Source organism: Citrobacter sp. RHBSTW-00944 (assembly GCF_013615435.1).
GTDB classification, from domain to species: domain Bacteria; phylum Pseudomonadota; class Gammaproteobacteria; order Enterobacterales; family Enterobacteriaceae; genus Citrobacter; species Citrobacter braakii.
This window is the reverse complement of sequence record NZ_CP055418.1, coordinates 5059560-5077054: the sequence shown is the minus strand read 5'-3', so window position 1 is coordinate 5077054 and position 17495 is coordinate 5059560. Positions and strand designations below refer to the sequence as shown.

The 17495-nt window shown below is 52.0% G+C and carries 16 protein-coding genes; 13 read left to right on the top strand and 3 right to left on the bottom strand.

From position 1 onward, the window contains the following. Positions 1 to 13 precede the first annotated feature (13 nt). Entirely contained in the window at positions 14 to 1489 is a 1476-nt protein-coding gene (ilvC, locus tag HV334_RS24660; protein ID WP_016157835.1) for a ketol-acid reductoisomerase, read from the top strand. Positions 1490 to 1542: 53 nt separating this feature from the next. Here the strand turns inward: ilvC and ppiC are convergent, their stop codons facing one another. Further along, a complete protein-coding gene (gene ppiC, locus HV334_RS24655; RefSeq protein WP_016155104.1) occupies positions 1543 to 1824 on the bottom strand; it encodes a peptidylprolyl isomerase PpiC in 282 nt (93 codons plus the stop codon). A 145-nt stretch (positions 1825 to 1969) separates the two neighbouring features. Between ppiC and rep the strand changes: the two genes are divergently transcribed. Continuing rightward, positions 1970 to 3991: a DNA helicase Rep gene (gene rep, locus HV334_RS24650; protein ID WP_016157836.1), complete on the top strand. Its 2022-nt coding sequence runs from the start codon at positions 1970 to 1972 to the stop codon at positions 3989 to 3991. A 47-nt stretch (positions 3992 to 4038) separates the two neighbouring features. Here the strand turns inward: rep and gppA are convergent, their stop codons facing one another. Beyond that, complete coding sequence (gppA, locus tag HV334_RS24645; RefSeq protein WP_181221005.1) at positions 4039 to 5523, bottom strand: guanosine-5'-triphosphate,3'-diphosphate diphosphatase; 1485 nt, start codon at positions 5521 to 5523, stop codon at positions 4039 to 4041. Between the two features lie 8 nt (positions 5524 to 5531). Continuing rightward, complete coding sequence (rhlB, locus tag HV334_RS24640; protein WP_003829013.1) at positions 5532 to 6800, bottom strand: ATP-dependent RNA helicase RhlB; 1269 nt, start codon at positions 6798 to 6800, stop codon at positions 5532 to 5534. 143 nt (positions 6801 to 6943) lie between these two features. Here rhlB and trxA point away from each other — a divergent pair, with 143 nt between their 5' ends. The 11 genes from trxA (at position 6944) to rffA (ending at position 17494) form a co-directional block, all read left to right on the top strand. Next, positions 6944 to 7273 carry a thioredoxin TrxA gene (gene trxA, locus HV334_RS24635; RefSeq protein ID WP_001280776.1) on the top strand — a complete coding sequence of 110 codons (330 nt, stop codon included), beginning with the start codon at positions 6944 to 6946 and terminating at the stop codon, positions 7271 to 7273. Positions 7274 to 7403: 130 nt separating this feature from the next. Then, positions 7404 to 7523, top strand: a complete 120-nt coding sequence (locus HV334_RS24630; protein ID WP_049259789.1) for a rho operon leader peptide — start codon at positions 7404 to 7406, stop codon at positions 7521 to 7523. Between the two features lie 87 nt (positions 7524 to 7610). Continuing rightward, positions 7611 to 8870: a transcription termination factor Rho gene (rho, locus tag HV334_RS24625; protein WP_002437993.1), complete on the top strand. Its 1260-nt coding sequence runs from the start codon at positions 7611 to 7613 to the stop codon at positions 8868 to 8870. 249 nt (positions 8871 to 9119) lie between these two features. Beyond that, positions 9120 to 10223: a UDP-N-acetylglucosamine--undecaprenyl-phosphate N-acetylglucosaminephosphotransferase gene (wecA, locus tag HV334_RS24620; protein WP_049282714.1), complete on the top strand. Its 1104-nt coding sequence runs from the start codon at positions 9120 to 9122 to the stop codon at positions 10221 to 10223. A gap of 12 nt (positions 10224 to 10235) precedes the next feature. Further along, on the top strand, positions 10236 to 11282 hold the full coding sequence (gene wzzE, locus HV334_RS24615; protein WP_047358758.1) for an ECA polysaccharide chain length modulation protein: 1047 nt from the start codon (positions 10236 to 10238) through the stop codon (positions 11280 to 11282). Between the two features lie 55 nt (positions 11283 to 11337). Then, positions 11338 to 12468 (top strand): UDP-N-acetylglucosamine 2-epimerase (non-hydrolyzing), encoded by a 1131-nt coding sequence (gene wecB, locus HV334_RS24610; protein WP_047499573.1) that lies wholly within the window; start codon positions 11338 to 11340, stop codon positions 12466 to 12468. After that, entirely contained in the window at positions 12465 to 13727 is a 1263-nt protein-coding gene (wecC, locus tag HV334_RS24605; protein WP_181221004.1) for a UDP-N-acetyl-D-mannosamine dehydrogenase, read from the top strand. The genes wecB and wecC overlap by 4 nt, the downstream gene beginning before the upstream one ends. Then, complete coding sequence (gene rffG / locus HV334_RS24600; RefSeq protein ID WP_153689860.1) at positions 13727 to 14794, top strand: dTDP-glucose 4,6-dehydratase; 1068 nt, start codon at positions 13727 to 13729, stop codon at positions 14792 to 14794. Before wecC ends, rffG begins: the two co-directional genes overlap by 1 nt. Positions 14795 to 14822: 28 nt before the next feature. Continuing rightward, complete coding sequence (gene rfbA / locus HV334_RS24595) at positions 14823 to 15704, top strand: glucose-1-phosphate thymidylyltransferase RfbA (protein WP_016155112.1); 882 nt, start codon at positions 14823 to 14825, stop codon at positions 15702 to 15704. Then, on the top strand, positions 15682 to 16359 hold the full coding sequence (rffC, locus tag HV334_RS24590; protein ID WP_181221003.1) for a dTDP-4-amino-4,6-dideoxy-D-galactose acyltransferase: 678 nt from the start codon (positions 15682 to 15684) through the stop codon (positions 16357 to 16359). Before rfbA ends, rffC begins: the two co-directional genes overlap by 23 nt. 4 nt (positions 16360 to 16363) lie before the next feature. Then, positions 16364 to 17494: a dTDP-4-amino-4,6-dideoxygalactose transaminase gene (gene rffA, locus HV334_RS24585; RefSeq protein WP_016155114.1), complete on the top strand. Its 1131-nt coding sequence runs from the start codon at positions 16364 to 16366 to the stop codon at positions 17492 to 17494. Position 17495 lies beyond the last annotated feature (1 nt).

Sequence of the window (17495 nt, the reverse complement as noted above, 5' to 3'; positions counted from 1 at the left end):
ACGAGGTATCACCATGGCTAACTACTTTAATACACTGAACCTGCGCCAGCAGCTGGCGCAGCTGGGCAAATGTCGCTTTATGGGGCGCGACGAATTCGCCGATGGCGCAAGCTACCTTCAGGGTAAAAAAGTGGTCATCGTCGGGTGCGGTGCTCAGGGGCTGAACCAAGGCCTGAACATGCGCGACTCCGGTCTGGATATCTCCTACGCCCTGCGTAAAGAAGCGATTGCTGAGAAGCGCGCTTCGTGGCGCAAAGCGACCGAAAATGGCTTCAAAGTAGGTACCTATGAAGAGCTGATCCCGCAGGCAGATCTGGTGGTTAACCTGACCCCGGACAAACAGCACTCCGACGTTGTACGTTCCGTACAGCCGCTGATGAAAGACGGCGCGGCGCTGGGCTACTCCCACGGTTTCAACATCGTCGAAGTTGGCGAGCAGATCCGTAAAGATATCACTGTGGTGATGGTTGCGCCGAAGTGTCCGGGTACCGAAGTGCGTGAAGAGTACAAACGTGGTTTTGGTGTTCCAACCCTGATCGCCGTTCACCCGGAAAACGATCCGAAAGGCGAAGGCATGGCGATTGCCAAAGCATGGGCTGCGGCCACTGGCGGTCACCGTGCAGGCGTGCTGGAATCGTCCTTCGTTGCGGAAGTGAAATCTGACCTGATGGGCGAGCAGACAATTCTGTGCGGTATGCTGCAGGCTGGCTCTCTGCTGTGCTTCGACAAGCTGGTGGAAGAGGGTACTGACCCGGCTTACGCCGAAAAACTGATTCAGTTTGGCTGGGAAACCATCACCGAAGCGCTGAAGCAGGGCGGTATCACCCTGATGATGGATCGTCTGTCTAACCCAGCGAAACTGCGTGCTTATGCGCTGTCCGAACAGCTGAAAGAGATCATGGCGCCGCTGTTCCAGAAACACATGGATGACATCATCTCCGGCGAATTCTCTTCAGGCATGATGGCTGACTGGGCCAACGACGATAAGAAACTGCTGACCTGGCGTGAAGAGACCGGCAAAACCGCGTTCGAAACCGCGCCGCAGTTTGAAGGTAAAATTGGCGAGCAGGAGTACTTCGATAAAGGCGTGCTGATGATCGCGATGGTGAAGGCTGGCGTTGAGCTGGCGTTTGAAACCATGGTGGATTCAGGCATCATCGAAGAGTCTGCTTACTACGAATCACTGCACGAACTGCCGCTGATCGCGAACACCATCGCCCGTAAGCGTCTGTACGAAATGAACGTTGTCATTTCCGATACCGCAGAATACGGTAACTACCTGTTCTCTTACGCGTGCGTACCGCTGCTGAAAGAGTTCATGACCACCCTGCAAACCGGAGATCTGGGCAAAGCGATTGCCGAAGGTGCGGTAGACAACGCGCAGCTGCGCGACGTAAACGATGCTATTCGCGGCCATGCTATCGAGAAAGTGGGCCAGAAACTGCGTGGCTATATGACTGATATGAAACGCATTGCTGTAGCTGGCTAAGAGGCTGCCATTCGGCAAAAAAAGCCCGGTGGTTGAACACACCGGGCTTTCTATTAGTTACGGTACAGCACTTTAATAATGTGGTAACCGAACTGAGTGTGCAGTGGGCCGGTTGGCTCCAGCACCGGGCAGGAGAACACCACTTTATCAAACGCCGGAACCATCTGGCCCTGACGGAATTCGCCTAAATCGCCGCCGCGTTTGCCCGACGGGCAGATAGAGTGTTTCTTCGCCAGTTTACCAAAATCGGCGCCATTTTTGATTTGTTCCAGAAGATCGAGAGCCAGTTTCTCTTCTTTAACAAGGATATGCACTGCTGATGCTGTTTTTGCCATGGTTTGTGCTCTGAGTTGAGTGATAAATCAGGGCGCAATAGTAGCATGTAATCCATGGTCTTCGGCGATGGGCTATGACCGATCCCCCTGGCGTCACTTTCTGCTACAATCCACATCCCCGTGTTTACAGATTGAGCAATCCTCTATGCGTTTGAACCCCGGACAACAACAAGCCGTCGAATTCGTCACCGGACCTTGCCTGGTGCTGGCGGGAGCGGGTTCCGGTAAGACGCGTGTTATCACAAACAAAATCGCACATCTGATCCGTGAATGTGGCTATCAGGCACGACATATTGCGGCAGTAACCTTTACCAATAAGGCTGCGCGTGAGATGAAAGAGCGTGTGGCGCAAACGTTGGGTCGTAAAGAAGCGCGCGGGTTGATGATCTCTACTTTCCACACTCTGGGACTGGATGTCATTAAGCGTGAATACGCCGCGCTAGGGATGAAGTCGAACTTCTCGTTGTTTGATGATACTGACCAGGTGGCCCTGCTTAAGGAATTGACCGAAGGGCTAATTGAAGACGATAAGCTTATCCTTCAACAATTGATTTCAACGATCTCCAACTGGAAAAACGATCTGATGACCCCAGCGCAGGCGGCAGCCAGTGCAAAGGGTGAACGCGATCGTATTTTTGCCCACTGCTATGGTTTGTATGACGCGCATATGAAGGCGTGTAACGTCCTCGATTTTGACGATCTGATCCTGCTCCCCACGCTGCTGTTGCAGCGCAATGAAGAAGTACGTGAGCGTTGGCAAAATCGAATCCGCTACCTGCTGGTGGACGAATATCAGGATACCAACACCAGCCAGTACGAGTTGGTGAAGTTGCTGGTGGGGAAACGCGCGCGCTTTACCGTCGTGGGTGATGACGATCAGTCGATCTACTCCTGGCGCGGTGCACGTCCGCAGAACCTGGTACTGTTAAGCAAAGATTTTCCGGCGCTGCAGGTGGTGAAGCTGGAGCAAAACTATCGCTCATCAGGGCGTATCCTGAAGGCGGCGAACATCCTTATTGCTAACAACCCACACGTCTTTGAAAAACGGCTCTTTTCTGAGCTGGGCTACGGCGCTGAGCTGAAGGTGTTGAGTGCGAATAATGAAGAGCACGAAGCGGAACGCGTGACCGGGGAACTGATTGCCCATCACTTTGTGAACAAGACGCAGTATAAAGACTACGCCATCCTGTACCGCGGTAATCATCAGTCGCGAGTGTTCGAAAAGTTTCTGATGCAGAACCGCATCCCATACAAAATTTCCGGCGGGACGTCGTTCTTCTCGCGTCCGGAGATTAAAGATTTGCTGGCCTATCTGCGCGTGCTCAGCAACCCGGATGATGACAGTGCATTTTTGCGCATCGTAAATACGCCAAAGCGTGAAATCGGTCCGGCCACGCTGCAAAAGTTGGGGGAATGGGCGATGACGCGTAATAAAAGCCTGTTTACCGCCAGCTTTGATATGGGACTTAGCCAGACGCTAACCGGGCGTGGATATGATTCTCTGACCCGCTTTACGCACTGGCTGGGTGAAATTCAACGTCTGGCGGAGCGCGAGCCGGTTGCCGCCGTACGCGATCTGATCCACGGCATTGATTACGAATCCTGGCTGTATGAAACCTCGCCGAGCCCGAAAGCGGCCGAAATGCGTATGAAAAACGTCAACACGCTGTTCAGCTGGATGACGGAGATGCTGGAAGGTAGTGAGCTGGAAGAGCCAATGACCCTGACTCAGGTCGTTACCCGCTTTACCCTGCGCGACATGATGGAGCGCGGAGAGAGCGAAGAAGAGTTGGATCAGGTGCAGTTGATGACGCTGCATGCTTCAAAAGGACTGGAGTTCCCTTACGTATTTATGGTGGGAATGGAAGAAGGATTTTTGCCGCACCAGAGCAGCATTGATGAAGATAACATCGACGAAGAGCGTCGTCTGGCTTACGTCGGGATTACGCGTGCGCAGAAAGAACTTATCTTCACGCTGTGTAAAGAGCGCCGTCAGTACGGTGAACTGGTACGACCTGAACCGAGCCGTTTCCTGTTGGAACTACCACAAGATGACGTTATCTGGGAACAGGAGCGTAAAGTGGTGAGTGCCGAGGAGCGGATGCAAAAAGGGCAGGCCAGCATTGCTAACATTCGGGCAATGATGGCGAAAGCCAAAGAGAAATAGGTATTTTGTAGGCCGGATAAGCGTAAGCGCTATCCGGCAGCCAGCATCTAATGCACTTCCAGCGGCCAGTGGACATAGCTTTGCCACTGTATTTCCTGATCGATTAACTCTGTACCTAATGGATGATGTTCCAGCCAGCCTTCCGGTAGCGTTAACGTCAGATTCTCATCCTGAGCTTGCAGGGTGATATGTGGCACTAAATCGTCGCGACGGCGAGCGGCGAAAATGATCGCCAGGCGTAGCAAACGGCAAAGGTGCTCTGCGATGCGTGGTGGCACAGCGTTTTGCTGGTGGAGTGAAGAGAGATCGACCGGATTAGTTTGGTTGAGCAACAGCGTGGCTAACAGTTTTTTCTGCGCGGGAGTAAAGCCCGGGAGATCGAGATTATGTACCAGCCAGGCGGCATGCAGCGGCGCCTGCTTATACTCTACGCTCAGTCCTATTTCATGCAACTGACAGGCACTTTGCAGCAGTTCACGACTAATGGCTTCAAGATGCCACTCATCTTTCACCTGTTCGAGTAAATGTACAGCCAATTGCGTGACGCGATTCGCCTGATCGGTGTCGACCATAAATCGACGCTGAATATTACGCAGCGTACGGCTGCGAATGTCCTGATCAACTGGCAAGTGCAGCATGCCGTAGACCAGACCTTCGCGTAGTGCGCCGCCGGCCAGAGTCATGCATTGAATATTCAGTTCGGTGAAAATGGCGATTAGAATGGCCAGTCCGCTGGGAAAAACCAGTGCGCGTTCCAGCGTTAACCCTTCTATTTCCAGCTCTTCCAGACGACCACAATGAATGGCGCGCTGTTTAAGCTGCTGAAGCTTGGCCAACGTAATGCGCTCATCCATGCCTTGCGCCATCATGATTTCCTGTAACGCCTGGACGGTGCCAGAGGCACCAACGCAAACTTTCCAGCCATGAAAACGCAGTTTGTCGGCGACTGGGCGCAGAACTTCGCGAGCCGCTTTCTCTGCTTCGTCAAAGTTTTCCTGTGCCAGATTACGATTGGTGAAATACCTTTCGAGCCAGGTGACGCAGCCCATTGACAGGCTGAACAGAGAGGTGGTTTGCGCGCCGGAGCCGGTAACCAGTTCAGTGCTGGCACCACCAATATCAACGACCAGACGCTGATCGGCGCCGCCGGTGGTGTGGGCAACACCTTGATAAATCAGCCGCGCTTCTTCTTCGCCGCTGATGACCTGGACAGGACAGCCGAGGATCTCTTGCGCTTTGGCGATAAACTCATCGGCGTTTACCGCGATGCGTAATGTTGCCGTGGCGACCACGCGGATTTGCGGCTGAGGGATATCCTGCAGGCGTTCAGCAAACAGGCGCAGGCATTGCCAGCCGCGCTCCATAGCTTCAGCGGAAAGAACGTTGTCGCTGTTGAGGCCAGCGGCCAGACGCACCTTGCGTTTAATACGCGTGAGCGTCTGAATGCTTCCCGCCACCTCGCGTACAACCAGCATATGAAAACTATTCGAGCCTAAATCAATTGCGGCGTACAGCGAAGTGGTTGTGAGCATATCTAACGTTAACCTGAACGACGACGATTACGCGGAGCACCACCGGTACGGCGTGGGCCATTGCCTGTGCGCGGACGCGTTAAGCGTAACGGCTTCGGCAGATCGGTCATCAGCGCATCCGGGTTGTACTTGCTGACCGGGATCGAGTGACCGATATAGGTCTCGATTGCTGGTAAATTCAGCGCGTATTCTTCACAGGCCAGGCTGATAGAGTGACCACTTGCACCGGCGCGACCGGTACGACCGATACGGTGAACGTAATCTTCACAGTCATCCGGCAGGTCATAGTTAAATACGTGCGTTACGGCTGGGATATGCAGACCACGCGCGGCGACATCCGTCGCAACGAGAATGTCGAGATCGCCACGGGTGAACTCATCAAGGATACGCAGACGTTTTTTCTGCGCCACGTCACCGGTCAACAGACCGACGCGATGACCGTCAGCGGCAAGGCTACCCCAGATATCTTCACAACGATGCTTGGTGTTAGCAAAGACGATGGCGCGATCTGGCCACTCTTCTTCAATCAGCGTTTGCAGTAAACGCATTTTCTCTTCGTTGGAAGGATAGAAGAGCTCTTCTTTAATACGGTGACCTGTCTTCTGTTCCGGTTCGACTTCAACGTACTCGGCGTTATTCATCTGTTCGAACGCCAGTTCGCGAACGCGGTAAGAGAGGGTTGCAGAAAACAGCATGTTCAGGCGTTGGGTGGTTGGCGGCATACGACGGAACAGCCAACGGATATCTTTGATAAAGCCCAGATCGTACATACGATCGGCTTCATCCAGCACCACGACCTGAATCGCGCCCAGGTTAATGTGGTTCTGTTTTGCATAGTCGATGAGACGACCGGTCGTGCCGATAAGAATATCGACGCCGCTTTCCAGCACTTTCAGCTGTTTGTCGTAACCGTCGCCGCCATAAGCCAGGCCTAATTTCAAACCGGTGGTCTGTGCCAGCGGCTCGGCGTCAGCGTGGATCTGCACGGCTAACTCACGCGTTGGCGCCATAATTAACGCACGCGGTTGGTTCACCTTGCGATCGGCAATCGCGGGATGAGAGAGAAGATAATGAAACGTTGACGTCAGGAACGCCATCGTTTTTCCGGTACCGGTTTGCGCCTGCCCTGCAACATCACGACCTGCCAGCGTTAGCGGCAGCGCGAGGGCCTGAATGGGCGTGCAGTTATGAAAGCCTTTATTTTCAAGGGCTTCTATCACCTTTGGGTGCAGGGCGAAGTCGGAAAACTTCTGTTCTGTTAAATGTGTTTTGCTCATAGTGTGGTAGAATATCAGCTTACTATTGCTTTACGAAAGCGTATCCGGTGAAATAAAGTCAACCTTTAGTTGGTTAATGCTACATCAACACGTCGTTGATTAAGAGTACACCAACGCACCAGGCTTATTCCTGTGGAGTTAATATGAGCGATAAAATTATTCACCTGACTGACGACAGTTTTGACACGGATGTACTCAAAGCGGACGGAGCTATCCTCGTTGATTTCTGGGCAGAGTGGTGCGGTCCGTGCAAAATGATCGCTCCAATTCTGGATGAAATCGCTGACGAATATCAGGGCAAATTGACGGTTGCTAAACTGAACATTGACCAAAACCCAGGCACCGCGCCGAAGTATGGTATCCGTGGCATCCCGACCCTGCTGCTGTTTAAAAACGGCGAAGTTGCGGCGACTAAAGTCGGCGCACTATCCAAAGGTCAGTTGAAAGAATTCCTCGACGCTAATTTAGCGTAAGGAAGTCTCATGATCGGGCGACCATACTTCGAAATGATTCGGATGACTGGACGCCCGACTTGAGTCGTGCTAAGTTAGTGTTGACTTCGTATTAAACATACCTTATTAAGTTTGAATCTAGTTATATCCAATACTTCCCGTTGTTTCTCGCGCGAGAAGTGGACAGATTCCTGGCTTGTCACTCAATCCGTCTTGTCGTTTCAGTTCTGCGTACTTTCCTGTGACCAGACAGCGAACAGACATGAGTTGATGGCCGTAAACAGGCATGGATGACCCTGCCATACCATTCACAACATTAAGTTCGAGATTTACCCCAAGTTTAAGAACTCACACCATTATGAATCTTACCGAATTAAAGAATACGCCGGTTTCTGAGCTGATCACTCTCGGCGAAAATATGGGCCTTGAAAACCTGGCTCGTATGCGCAAGCAGGACATTATTTTTGCCATCCTGAAGCAGCACGCAAAGAGTGGCGAAGATATCTTTGGTGACGGTGTGCTGGAGATATTGCAGGATGGATTTGGTTTCCTCCGCTCTGCAGACAGCTCCTACCTCGCCGGTCCTGATGACATCTACGTTTCTCCCAGCCAAATCCGCCGTTTCAACCTCCGCACTGGTGATACCATCTCTGGTAAGATTCGCCCGCCGAAAGAAGGTGAACGCTACTTTGCGCTGTTGAAAGTTAACGAAGTTAACTACGACAAACCAGAAAACGCCCGTAACAAAATCCTCTTTGAGAACTTAACACCGCTGCACGCAAACTCTCGTCTGCGTATGGAACGTGGTAACGGTTCTACTGAAGACTTAACGGCGCGTGTACTGGATCTGGCATCACCGATCGGTCGTGGCCAACGTGGTCTGATTGTTGCTCCGCCGAAAGCAGGTAAAACCATGCTGCTGCAGAACATCGCGCAGAGCATTGCTTACAACCATCCGGACTGCGTGCTGATGGTGCTGCTGATTGACGAACGTCCGGAAGAAGTTACCGAGATGCAGCGTCTGGTGAAAGGTGAAGTGGTTGCGTCTACCTTTGACGAACCAGCCTCCCGCCACGTTCAGGTTGCGGAAATGGTTATCGAGAAGGCGAAACGTCTGGTTGAACACAAGAAAGACGTTATCATTCTGCTCGATTCCATCACCCGTCTGGCGCGTGCTTACAACACCGTGGTTCCGGCTTCCGGTAAAGTTTTGACCGGTGGTGTTGATGCCAACGCCTTGCATCGTCCGAAGCGTTTCTTCGGTGCGGCGCGTAACGTGGAAGAGGGCGGTAGCCTGACCATCATCGCGACTGCGCTGATCGATACCGGCTCTAAAATGGATGAAGTTATCTACGAAGAGTTTAAAGGTACCGGCAACATGGAACTGCATCTCTCTCGTAAGATTGCTGAAAAACGCGTCTTCCCGGCTATCGACTACAACCGTTCCGGTACCCGTAAAGAAGAGCTGCTCACCACCCAGGAAGAGCTGCAGAAAATGTGGATCCTGCGCAAAATCATCCATCCGATGGGTGAAATTGATGCCATGGAATTCCTCATTAACAAGCTGGCGATGACCAAGACTAATGACGACTTCTTCGACATGATGAAACGTTCGTAATTCAGGTCTCATCCGAAAACGCCACGTTTTTACGTGGCGTTTTGCTTTTGTGGCTGTAATCTTAACGACACAATAACGATAATACGGTATGACATACCGCATGGCGAAGAAGGGTTGAAATTCGTATTTTGTGGTTGCTAATCATACAGAACTACCTGATATGGAGCTGATATTGAGTCGGGTTTCTCTTCTGAATAATTGGCGGGATGGTTATACTTCGTATATTGATTTTCTCTGAGAGCATGTATAGTGAATTTATTGACAGCAAGTACTGATCTCATCAGTATTTTTTTATTCACAACGCTGTTTCTTTTCTTTGCCCGCAAGGTCGCGAAAAAGATTGGATTGGTGGATAAACCCAACTTCCGCAAACGTCATCAGGGACTGATTCCGCTGGTTGGGGGGATTTCAGTTTACGCAGGCATTTGCTTTACGTTTCTTATCGCCGATTATTATATCCCACATGCTACTCTCTACCTGGGTTGTGCTGGTGTACTGGTGTTTATCGGTGCCCTGGACGATCGTTTTGATATCAGTGTAAAAATCCGCGCAACCATCCAGGCCCTTATCGGCATCATTATGATGACGGTGGGTAAACTCTATCTGCTAAGCCTTGGATATATTTTCGGCCCCTGGGAGATGATGCTCGGTCCTTTTGGATATTTCCTTACCCTGTTTGCCGTCTGGGCGGCAATAAACGCCTTCAATATGGTGGATGGGATTGATGGTCTGTTGGGTGGATTATCTAGCGTGTCATTCGCCGCTATGGGGCTTATCCTGTGGTTCGATGGTCAAACAAGCCTGGCCATCTGGTGTTTTGCTATGATCGCCGCCATTCTGCCTTACATCCTGCTGAACCTGGGTATTCTCGGACGCCGCTATAAAGTTTTTATGGGGGATGCGGGCAGTACGCTGATTGGCTTCACGGTGATTTGGATCCTGCTGGAGACTACCCAGGGGCCAACGCATCCTATCAGCCCGGTCACCGCTTTGTGGATTATTGCCATTCCGTTAATGGATATGGTGGCAATTATGTATCGTCGCTTACGCAAGGGCATGAGCCCTTTCTCTCCGGATCGCCAACATATTCACCATTTAATCATGCGCGCCGGGTTTACCTCCCGACAGGCTTTTGTCCTGATTACCCTGGCTGCAGCTATTCTGGCATCTATTGGCGTGCTGGCTGAATATTCTCGCATTGTCCCGGAGTGGGTGATGTTAGTGCTCTTTTTACTGGCGTTTGTCTTGTACGACATCTGTATTAAACGAGCCTGGAAGGTAGCGAGATTTATCAAACGTTGGAAGCGTAAGCTGCGTAGAAACCGTGAAAGTAAACCAGACTTAACCAAATAAATTGAGGATGCGATGAGACAACCATTACCGGGGGAAGATGCCGTGAGCGCTGAAAATGAACTGGATATCCGTGGGTTGTTTCGTACCTTGTGGTCAGGGAAGGTGTGGATTGTCGGTATGGCTCTCGCCTTCGCGATAGCGGCCCTCGCCTATACGTTTTTTGCGCGTCAGGAGTGGAGCGCCACGGCGATTACTGACAGGCCAACGGTCAATATGTTGGGTGGCTTTTACTCTCAACAACAGTTTTTACGCAACCTGGATATTAAGGCCAGTCTCGCGTCCACGGACCAACCGTCAGTAATGGATGAGGCCTATAAAGAATTCATTATGCAGCTTGCCTCCTGGGATACACGCCGAGAATTCTGGCAGCAGACTGATTACTTTAAGCAGCGTATGGTCGGTAATAGTAAAGCCGATGCGGCGATGCTGGATGAACTGATCAATAACATTCAGTTTTTGCCTGGCGATACGCTGCGTAATACCAATGACAGCGTGAAGCTGATTGCCGAGACGGCTCCTGATGCCAACAATTTGCTGCGCCAGTACGTCGCGTTTGCCAGCCAACGCGCGGCACGTCATCTGAATGATGAGTTAAAAGGCGCATGGGCCGCACGCACTGTGCAGATGAAAGCGCAGGTCAAACGTCAGGAAGAAGTGGCAAAATCCATTTTCTCTCGCCGCGTCCACAGCATTGAACAAGCGCTTAAAATTGCTGAGCAGCATAATATTTCGCGTACTTCCACAGATGTTCCAGCTGATGAATTGCCGGATTCAGAATTGTTCTTACTCGGACGTCCAATGTTGCAGGCGCGACTCGAGAATCTGCAGTCAATTGGTCCGGATTTCGATCTGGACTATTTCCAGAACAGGGCAATGCTGAACACCCTGAACGTTGGACCAACTTTAGATCCGCGTTTTCAGACCTATCGTTATTTGAGAACGCCGGAAGAGCCGGTAAAACGTGACAGCCCTCGTCGCGCCTTCCTGATGATTATGTGGGGTATCGTTGGGGCTCTGATCGGTGCTGGTGTCGCGTTAACCCGTCGCCGTACGATTTAGCAATGCCGTTGCAGTGAGGGGCTGGGCTCTCACTGCCAATCCGAAGAGAATCGATGTGAAAGTACTGACTGTATTTGGTACGCGACCGGAGGCCATTAAGATGGCTCCTCTGGTTCATGCGCTGGAAAAAGATCCTGATTTTGAGGCGAAAGTTTGCGTTACGGCGCAGCATCGGGAGATGCTCGATCAGGTGTTGAATCTTTTTTCCATTGTACCTGACTACGATCTCAATATTATGCAGCCAGGTCAGGGACTAACAGAAATAACCTGCCGCATCCTGGAAGGGTTAAAGCCTATTTTGGCTGAATTCAAACCTGATGTGGTGTTGGTTCATGGTGATACCACAACCACGATTGCTACCAGTCTGGCCGCGTTCTATCAGCGCATCCCGGTGGGGCATGTAGAGGCGGGTTTACGTACAGGCGATCTCTATTCACCATGGCCGGAAGAGGCTAATCGTACGCTGACCGGGCGTCTGGCAATGTATCATTTTGCCCCAACAGAAAACTCGCGCCAAAATCTGTTACGAGAAGCTATCCCTGATGATCGTATTTTCGTCACGGGTAATACGGTTATTGACGCGTTGATCTGGGTTCGGGATCGCGTACTGGCGAGCGATGCATTGCGTGCTGAACTGGCAGAACATTATCCTTTCCTGAGCTCTGATAAAAAGATGATCCTGGTGACCGGTCATCGTCGGGAAAGCTTCGGTCGCGGTTTTGAGCAAATCTGTCATGCCCTGGCGGAAATAGCCGCGTCTAACCAAAATGTGCAGATTGTCTATCCGGTACACCTGAACCCTAACGTCAGTGAGCCGGTCAATCGCATCCTGGGTCACGTTGAAAACGTGGTGTTGATTGAACCGCAGGACTACCTGCCATTCGTATGGCTGATGAATCACGCCTGGCTGATCCTTACTGATTCCGGCGGGATTCAGGAAGAAGCGCCGTCTCTGGGGAAACCTGTGCTGGTGATGCGTGAAACAACGGAGCGCCCGGAAGCTATTACCGCAGGGACTGTACGTCTGGTAGGTACAGACCCACAGCGGATTGTTGAAGAAGTCACGCGTTTACTGCATGACGACAATGAATATCAGATCATGAGCCGCGCCCATAATCCGTATGGAGACGGGCTGGCATGTGACCGCATTTTAGATGCATTAAAAAATAATCGGATATCGCTATGAGTTTTACGACCATTTCTGTCATTGGGCTGGGTTATATCGGACTGCCAACGGCGGCTGCCTTTGCTTCCCGTCAAAAACACGTAATTGGCGTAGATATAAATCAACATGCGGTGGATACCATTAATCGCGGTGAAATTCACATCGTTGAGCCCGATCTGGGTGCGGTGGTGAAAACGGCGGTCGAAAATGGGTTTTTACGTGCTAGCGCGACACCCGTAGATGCTGATGCGTATCTGATTGCGGTGCCTACCCCGTTCAAGGGAGATCATGAACCCGATATGGTCTACGTAGAAGCCGCGGCGAAATCTATTGCGCCAGTTTTGAAAAAAGGCGCGTTGGTGATTCTGGAATCCACCTCACCTGTCGGGGCAACTGAACAGATGGCCGCATGGCTTGCAGAAATGCGGGCTGACCTGACTTTCCCGCAGCAGGTCGGTGAACAGGCGGACGTTAACATTGCTTATTGCCCAGAGCGCGTACTGCCGGGTCAGGTAATGGTCGAACTGATTAAAAACGATCGGGTGATTGGAGGAATGACCTCCGTCTGTTCCGCGCGCGCCAGCGAGCTGTACAACATCTTTCTCGAAGGCGAATGTGTGGTAACCAACGCCCGCACCGCAGAAATGTGTAAGCTGACGGAAAATAGCTTTCGCGATGTCAATATCGCCTTCGCCAATGAACTGTCGCTGATTTGTGCCGATCAGGGGATCAACGTCTGGGAACTGATTCGCCTGGCAAACCGGCATCCACGCGTGAATATTTTGCAGCCCGGCCCTGGCGTAGGTGGACACTGTATCGCGGTCGATCCGTGGTTTATCGTGGCGCAGAACCCGCAGCAGGCGAAATTGATCCGCACCGCACGCGAGGTAAACGATGGTAAACCGCATTGGGTGGTCGATCGGGTGAAGGCTGCCGTAGCCGACTGTCTGGCGGATACCAACAAACGGGCTAGCGAAGTGAAAATTGCCTGTTTTGGTCTGGCATTCAAACCTAATATTGACGATTTGCGTGAAAGCCCGGCGATGGGAATTGCGCAGAATATTGCGCAATGGCACAAAGGCGAAATGCTGGTGGTGGAACCGAACATCCATCAACTGCCGAAAAAACTGGATGGTCTTTGCCAACTGGCGACGCTGGACGATGCTCTGGCACGTGCTGATGTGTTGGTCATGTTAGTTGACCATAATGAATTTAAAGCCATCAAAGGCGATGCGGTTCAACAGCAGTACATCGTTGATACCAAAGGGGTCTGGCGCTAATGAAACGAATTCTGGTTACCGGTGGAGCGGGATTTATCGGCTCGGCGGTTGTGCGACACATCATTCATGATACCGAGGATGCGGTGGTTGTGGTCGATAAGCTGACCTACGCCGGAAACCTGATGTCGCTGGAGCCGGTTGCGCAGAATTCCCGTTTTGCCTTTGAGAAAGTGGATATTTGCGATCGGGCATCGCTCGACAGGGTGTTTCAACAATATCAGCCGAACTGCGTGATGCATCTGGCTGCAGAAAGCCATGTCGATCGTTCAATTGATGGTCCCGCCGCCTTTATCGAAACCAACATTGTGGGAACCTACACGCTGTTGGAAGCGGCGCGCGCTTACTGGAGTACATTAGCCAGCGAGGAAAAATTGGCGTTTCGTTTCCACCATATCTCGACTGACGAGGTGTATGGCGATCTCCATTCCACAGATGATTTCTTCACCGAAACCACGCCGTATGCGCCGAGCAGCCCTTATTCCGCGTCGAAAGCCAGCAGCGATCATCTGGTTCGCGCCTGGCTGCGTACCTACGGTCTACCAACGCTGATTACCAACTGTTCCAATAACTATGGTCCGTACCATTTCCCGGAAAAACTGATTCCGCTGATGATCCTCAACGCACTGGCGGGCAAACCGTTGCCGGTATATGGCAATGGTCAACAGATCCGTGACTGGTTGTATGTAGAAGATCACGCCAGGGCGCTTTATTGCGTGGCGACGACGGGCGCGGTTGGGGAAACCTATAATATTGGTGGCCATAACGAGCGTAAAAACCTGGATGTTGTCGAAACGGTTTGCAGCCTGTTGGAAGAGCTGGCTCCGCATAAACCGCAGGGCATCGCGCAGTACCGCGACTTGATCGCTTTTGTGGACGATCGCCCAGGCCATGATTTGCGTTACGCCATTGACGCTTCAAAAATTGCGCGTGAACTCGGGTGGATGCCGCAGGAAACGTTTGAAAGTGGAATGCGCAAAACCGTGCAGTGGTATCTGGATAATCAGGCATGGTGGAAACCCGTGCAGGACGGCAGTTACCAGGGCGAACGTTTAGGTCTGAAGGGCTAACAGCCTGGTTTTGCGGAGGAGACAACGCATGAAAGGTATCATTCTGGCGGGTGGCTCAGGTACTCGCCTGTACCCCATTACGCGGGGCGTATCGAAGCAACTATTGCCCATTTACGATAAGCCGATGATTTACTACCCGCTATCGGTACTGATGCTGGCGGGAATTCGCGAAATCCTGATTATCACCACTCCGGAAGATAAAGGTTATTTCCAGCGTTTGCTGGGCGATGGATCTGAGTTCGGCATTGAACTGCACTATGCTGAGCAACCGAGCCCGGATGGATTAGCGCAGGCTTTTATTATCGGTGAAACGTTTCTTAACGGTGAACCATCGTGCCTGGTGTTAGGGGACAACATCTTCTTTGGTCAAGGATTCAGTCCAAAACTGCGTCATGTAGCCGCCAGAACGCAAGGCGCGACGGTGTTTGGCTATCAGGTCATGGACCCTGAACGTTTTGGTGTTGTTGAGTTTGATGACAATTTTCGCGCAGTCTCTCTGGAAGAGAAGCCGAAAGCGCCGAAATCTAATTGGGCGGTGACAGGGCTCTATTTTTATGACAGCAAAGTGGTGGAATACGCGAAACGCGTGAAACCTTCTGAGCGTGGGGAGCTGGAGATTACGTCTATCAACCAGATGTATCTTGATGACGGACATCTGACGGTTGAATTGCTTGGGCGTGGCTTTGCCTGGCTGGATACCGGTACGCATGACAGTTTGATCGAAGCGAGCACTTTTGTGCAGACGGTGGAGAAACGCCAGGGCTTTAAAATAGCCTGTCTGGAAGAAATCGCCTGGCGTAACGGCTGGCTGGATGACGAAGGCGTGAAGCGTGCCGCCAGTTCACTGGCCAAAACGGGTTATGGTCAATACCTGCTGGAGCTGCTCCGTGCTCGTCCGCGCCAGTATTGAGCCGCTTAGCTGGGAAAATACGTTCTTTGGCGTGAATAGCGCCATTGTCCGTTTTGACCAACGCGCACCGGTTCTAACTGCGGATGCGTTGCTGCCCTGGTCGCGTGTACAAGCAAAAATACTTGCCGCAAATAGCCATGAATTGGATGCTCTTCAGCATTTGGGTTTCTCACTGGTAGAAGGTGAAGTCGATTTTGTACTGCCGGTGACGTGTGCCTGCGGCGACCCCGGTGCGCAGGTCGCGCAAACTACGGATATCCCGGTATTACGCCATCTGGCAGGACAGGCATTTGCGCAAAGCCGTTTTCGCGTCCCATGGTATGCCGAAGATGCCAGCGCGCGTTTCTACGCACAGTGGATTGAAAACGCGGTGCTGGGGACGTTTGATCATCAATGCCTCATTTTTCGTAAACCGACTGGTGAGATTCGTGGCTATGTCTCGCTGCGTGAACTGAATGCGACCGAGGCGAGAATTGGCCTGCTGGCCGGGCGTGGTGCGGGTGCAGAACTGATGCAGGCCGCGCTTTGTTGGGCACAGGCCCGCGGTAAAACAACATTGCGCGTGGCGACCCAAATGGGTAACACCGCCGCGCTTAAACGTTATATACACAGTGGTGCGAATGTGGAAAGCACCGCGTATTGGTTATACAGGTGACACGATGATTCCATTTAATGCACCGCCGGTGGTGGGAACTGAACTCGATTACATGCAGTCTGCGATGAATAGCGGCAAACTGTGTGGTGACGGTGGCTTTACCCGTCGCTGTCAGCAGTGGCTGGAGCAGCATTTTGGCAGTGAGAAAGTGCTGCTGACGCCCTCCTGCACCGCATCGCTTGAGATGGCGGCATTGCTGCTGGATATCCAGCCTGGCGATGAAGTCATTATGCCGAGCTACACGTTTGTCTCGACGGCCAATGCCTTCGTGTTGCGCGGCGCGAAAATCGTCTTTGTTGATATTCGCCCGGATACCATGAACATTGACGAAACGCTGATTGAAGCGGCGATCACCGATAAAACCCGCGCTATTGTGCCGGTACATTACGCGGGCGTGGCCTGCGAAATGGATACCATCATGGGGCTGGCCACTAAACATAACCTGTATGTGGTGGAAGATGCCGCCCAGGGCGTCATGTCGACCTACAAGGGGCGTGCGCTGGGTACGATTGGTCACATCGGCTGCTTTAGCTTCCATGAGACCAAAAACTATACCGCAGGCGGGGAAGGTGGAGCGACGCTGATTAATGATAAAAAATTAGTCGAGCGTGCAGAAATCATCCGTGAAAAAGGGACTAACCGTAGTCAGTTTTTCCGCGGCCAGGTAGATAAGTATACCTGGCGTGATATCGGTTCCAGCTATTTGATGTCCGATCTGCAGGCGGCTTATCTGTGGGCGCAGTTGGAAGCGGCTGATCGTATTAACCAGCAGCGTCTGGCGCTGTGGCAAAAGTATTACGATGCCCTGGAACCGCTGGCGCGTGCCGGGCGTATTGAGCTGCCTTCGATACCGGAGGGTTGCGTACAGAATGCCCATATGTTTTACATCAAACTGCGCGATATCGACGATCGCACGGCGTTGATTAACTTCCTGAAAGAAGCTGAAATTATGGCGGTGTTCCACTATATCCCGCTGCATGATTGCCCGGCTGGCGATAAATTCGGCGTGTTTGCCGGTGTTGATCGTTACACCACCAAAGAGAGCGAACGCCTGCTGCGTTTACCGCTGTTCTACAATCTGTCGCCGGTGAACCAGCGAACAGTCATTACGACCTTACTCAACTACTTCGCCTGAT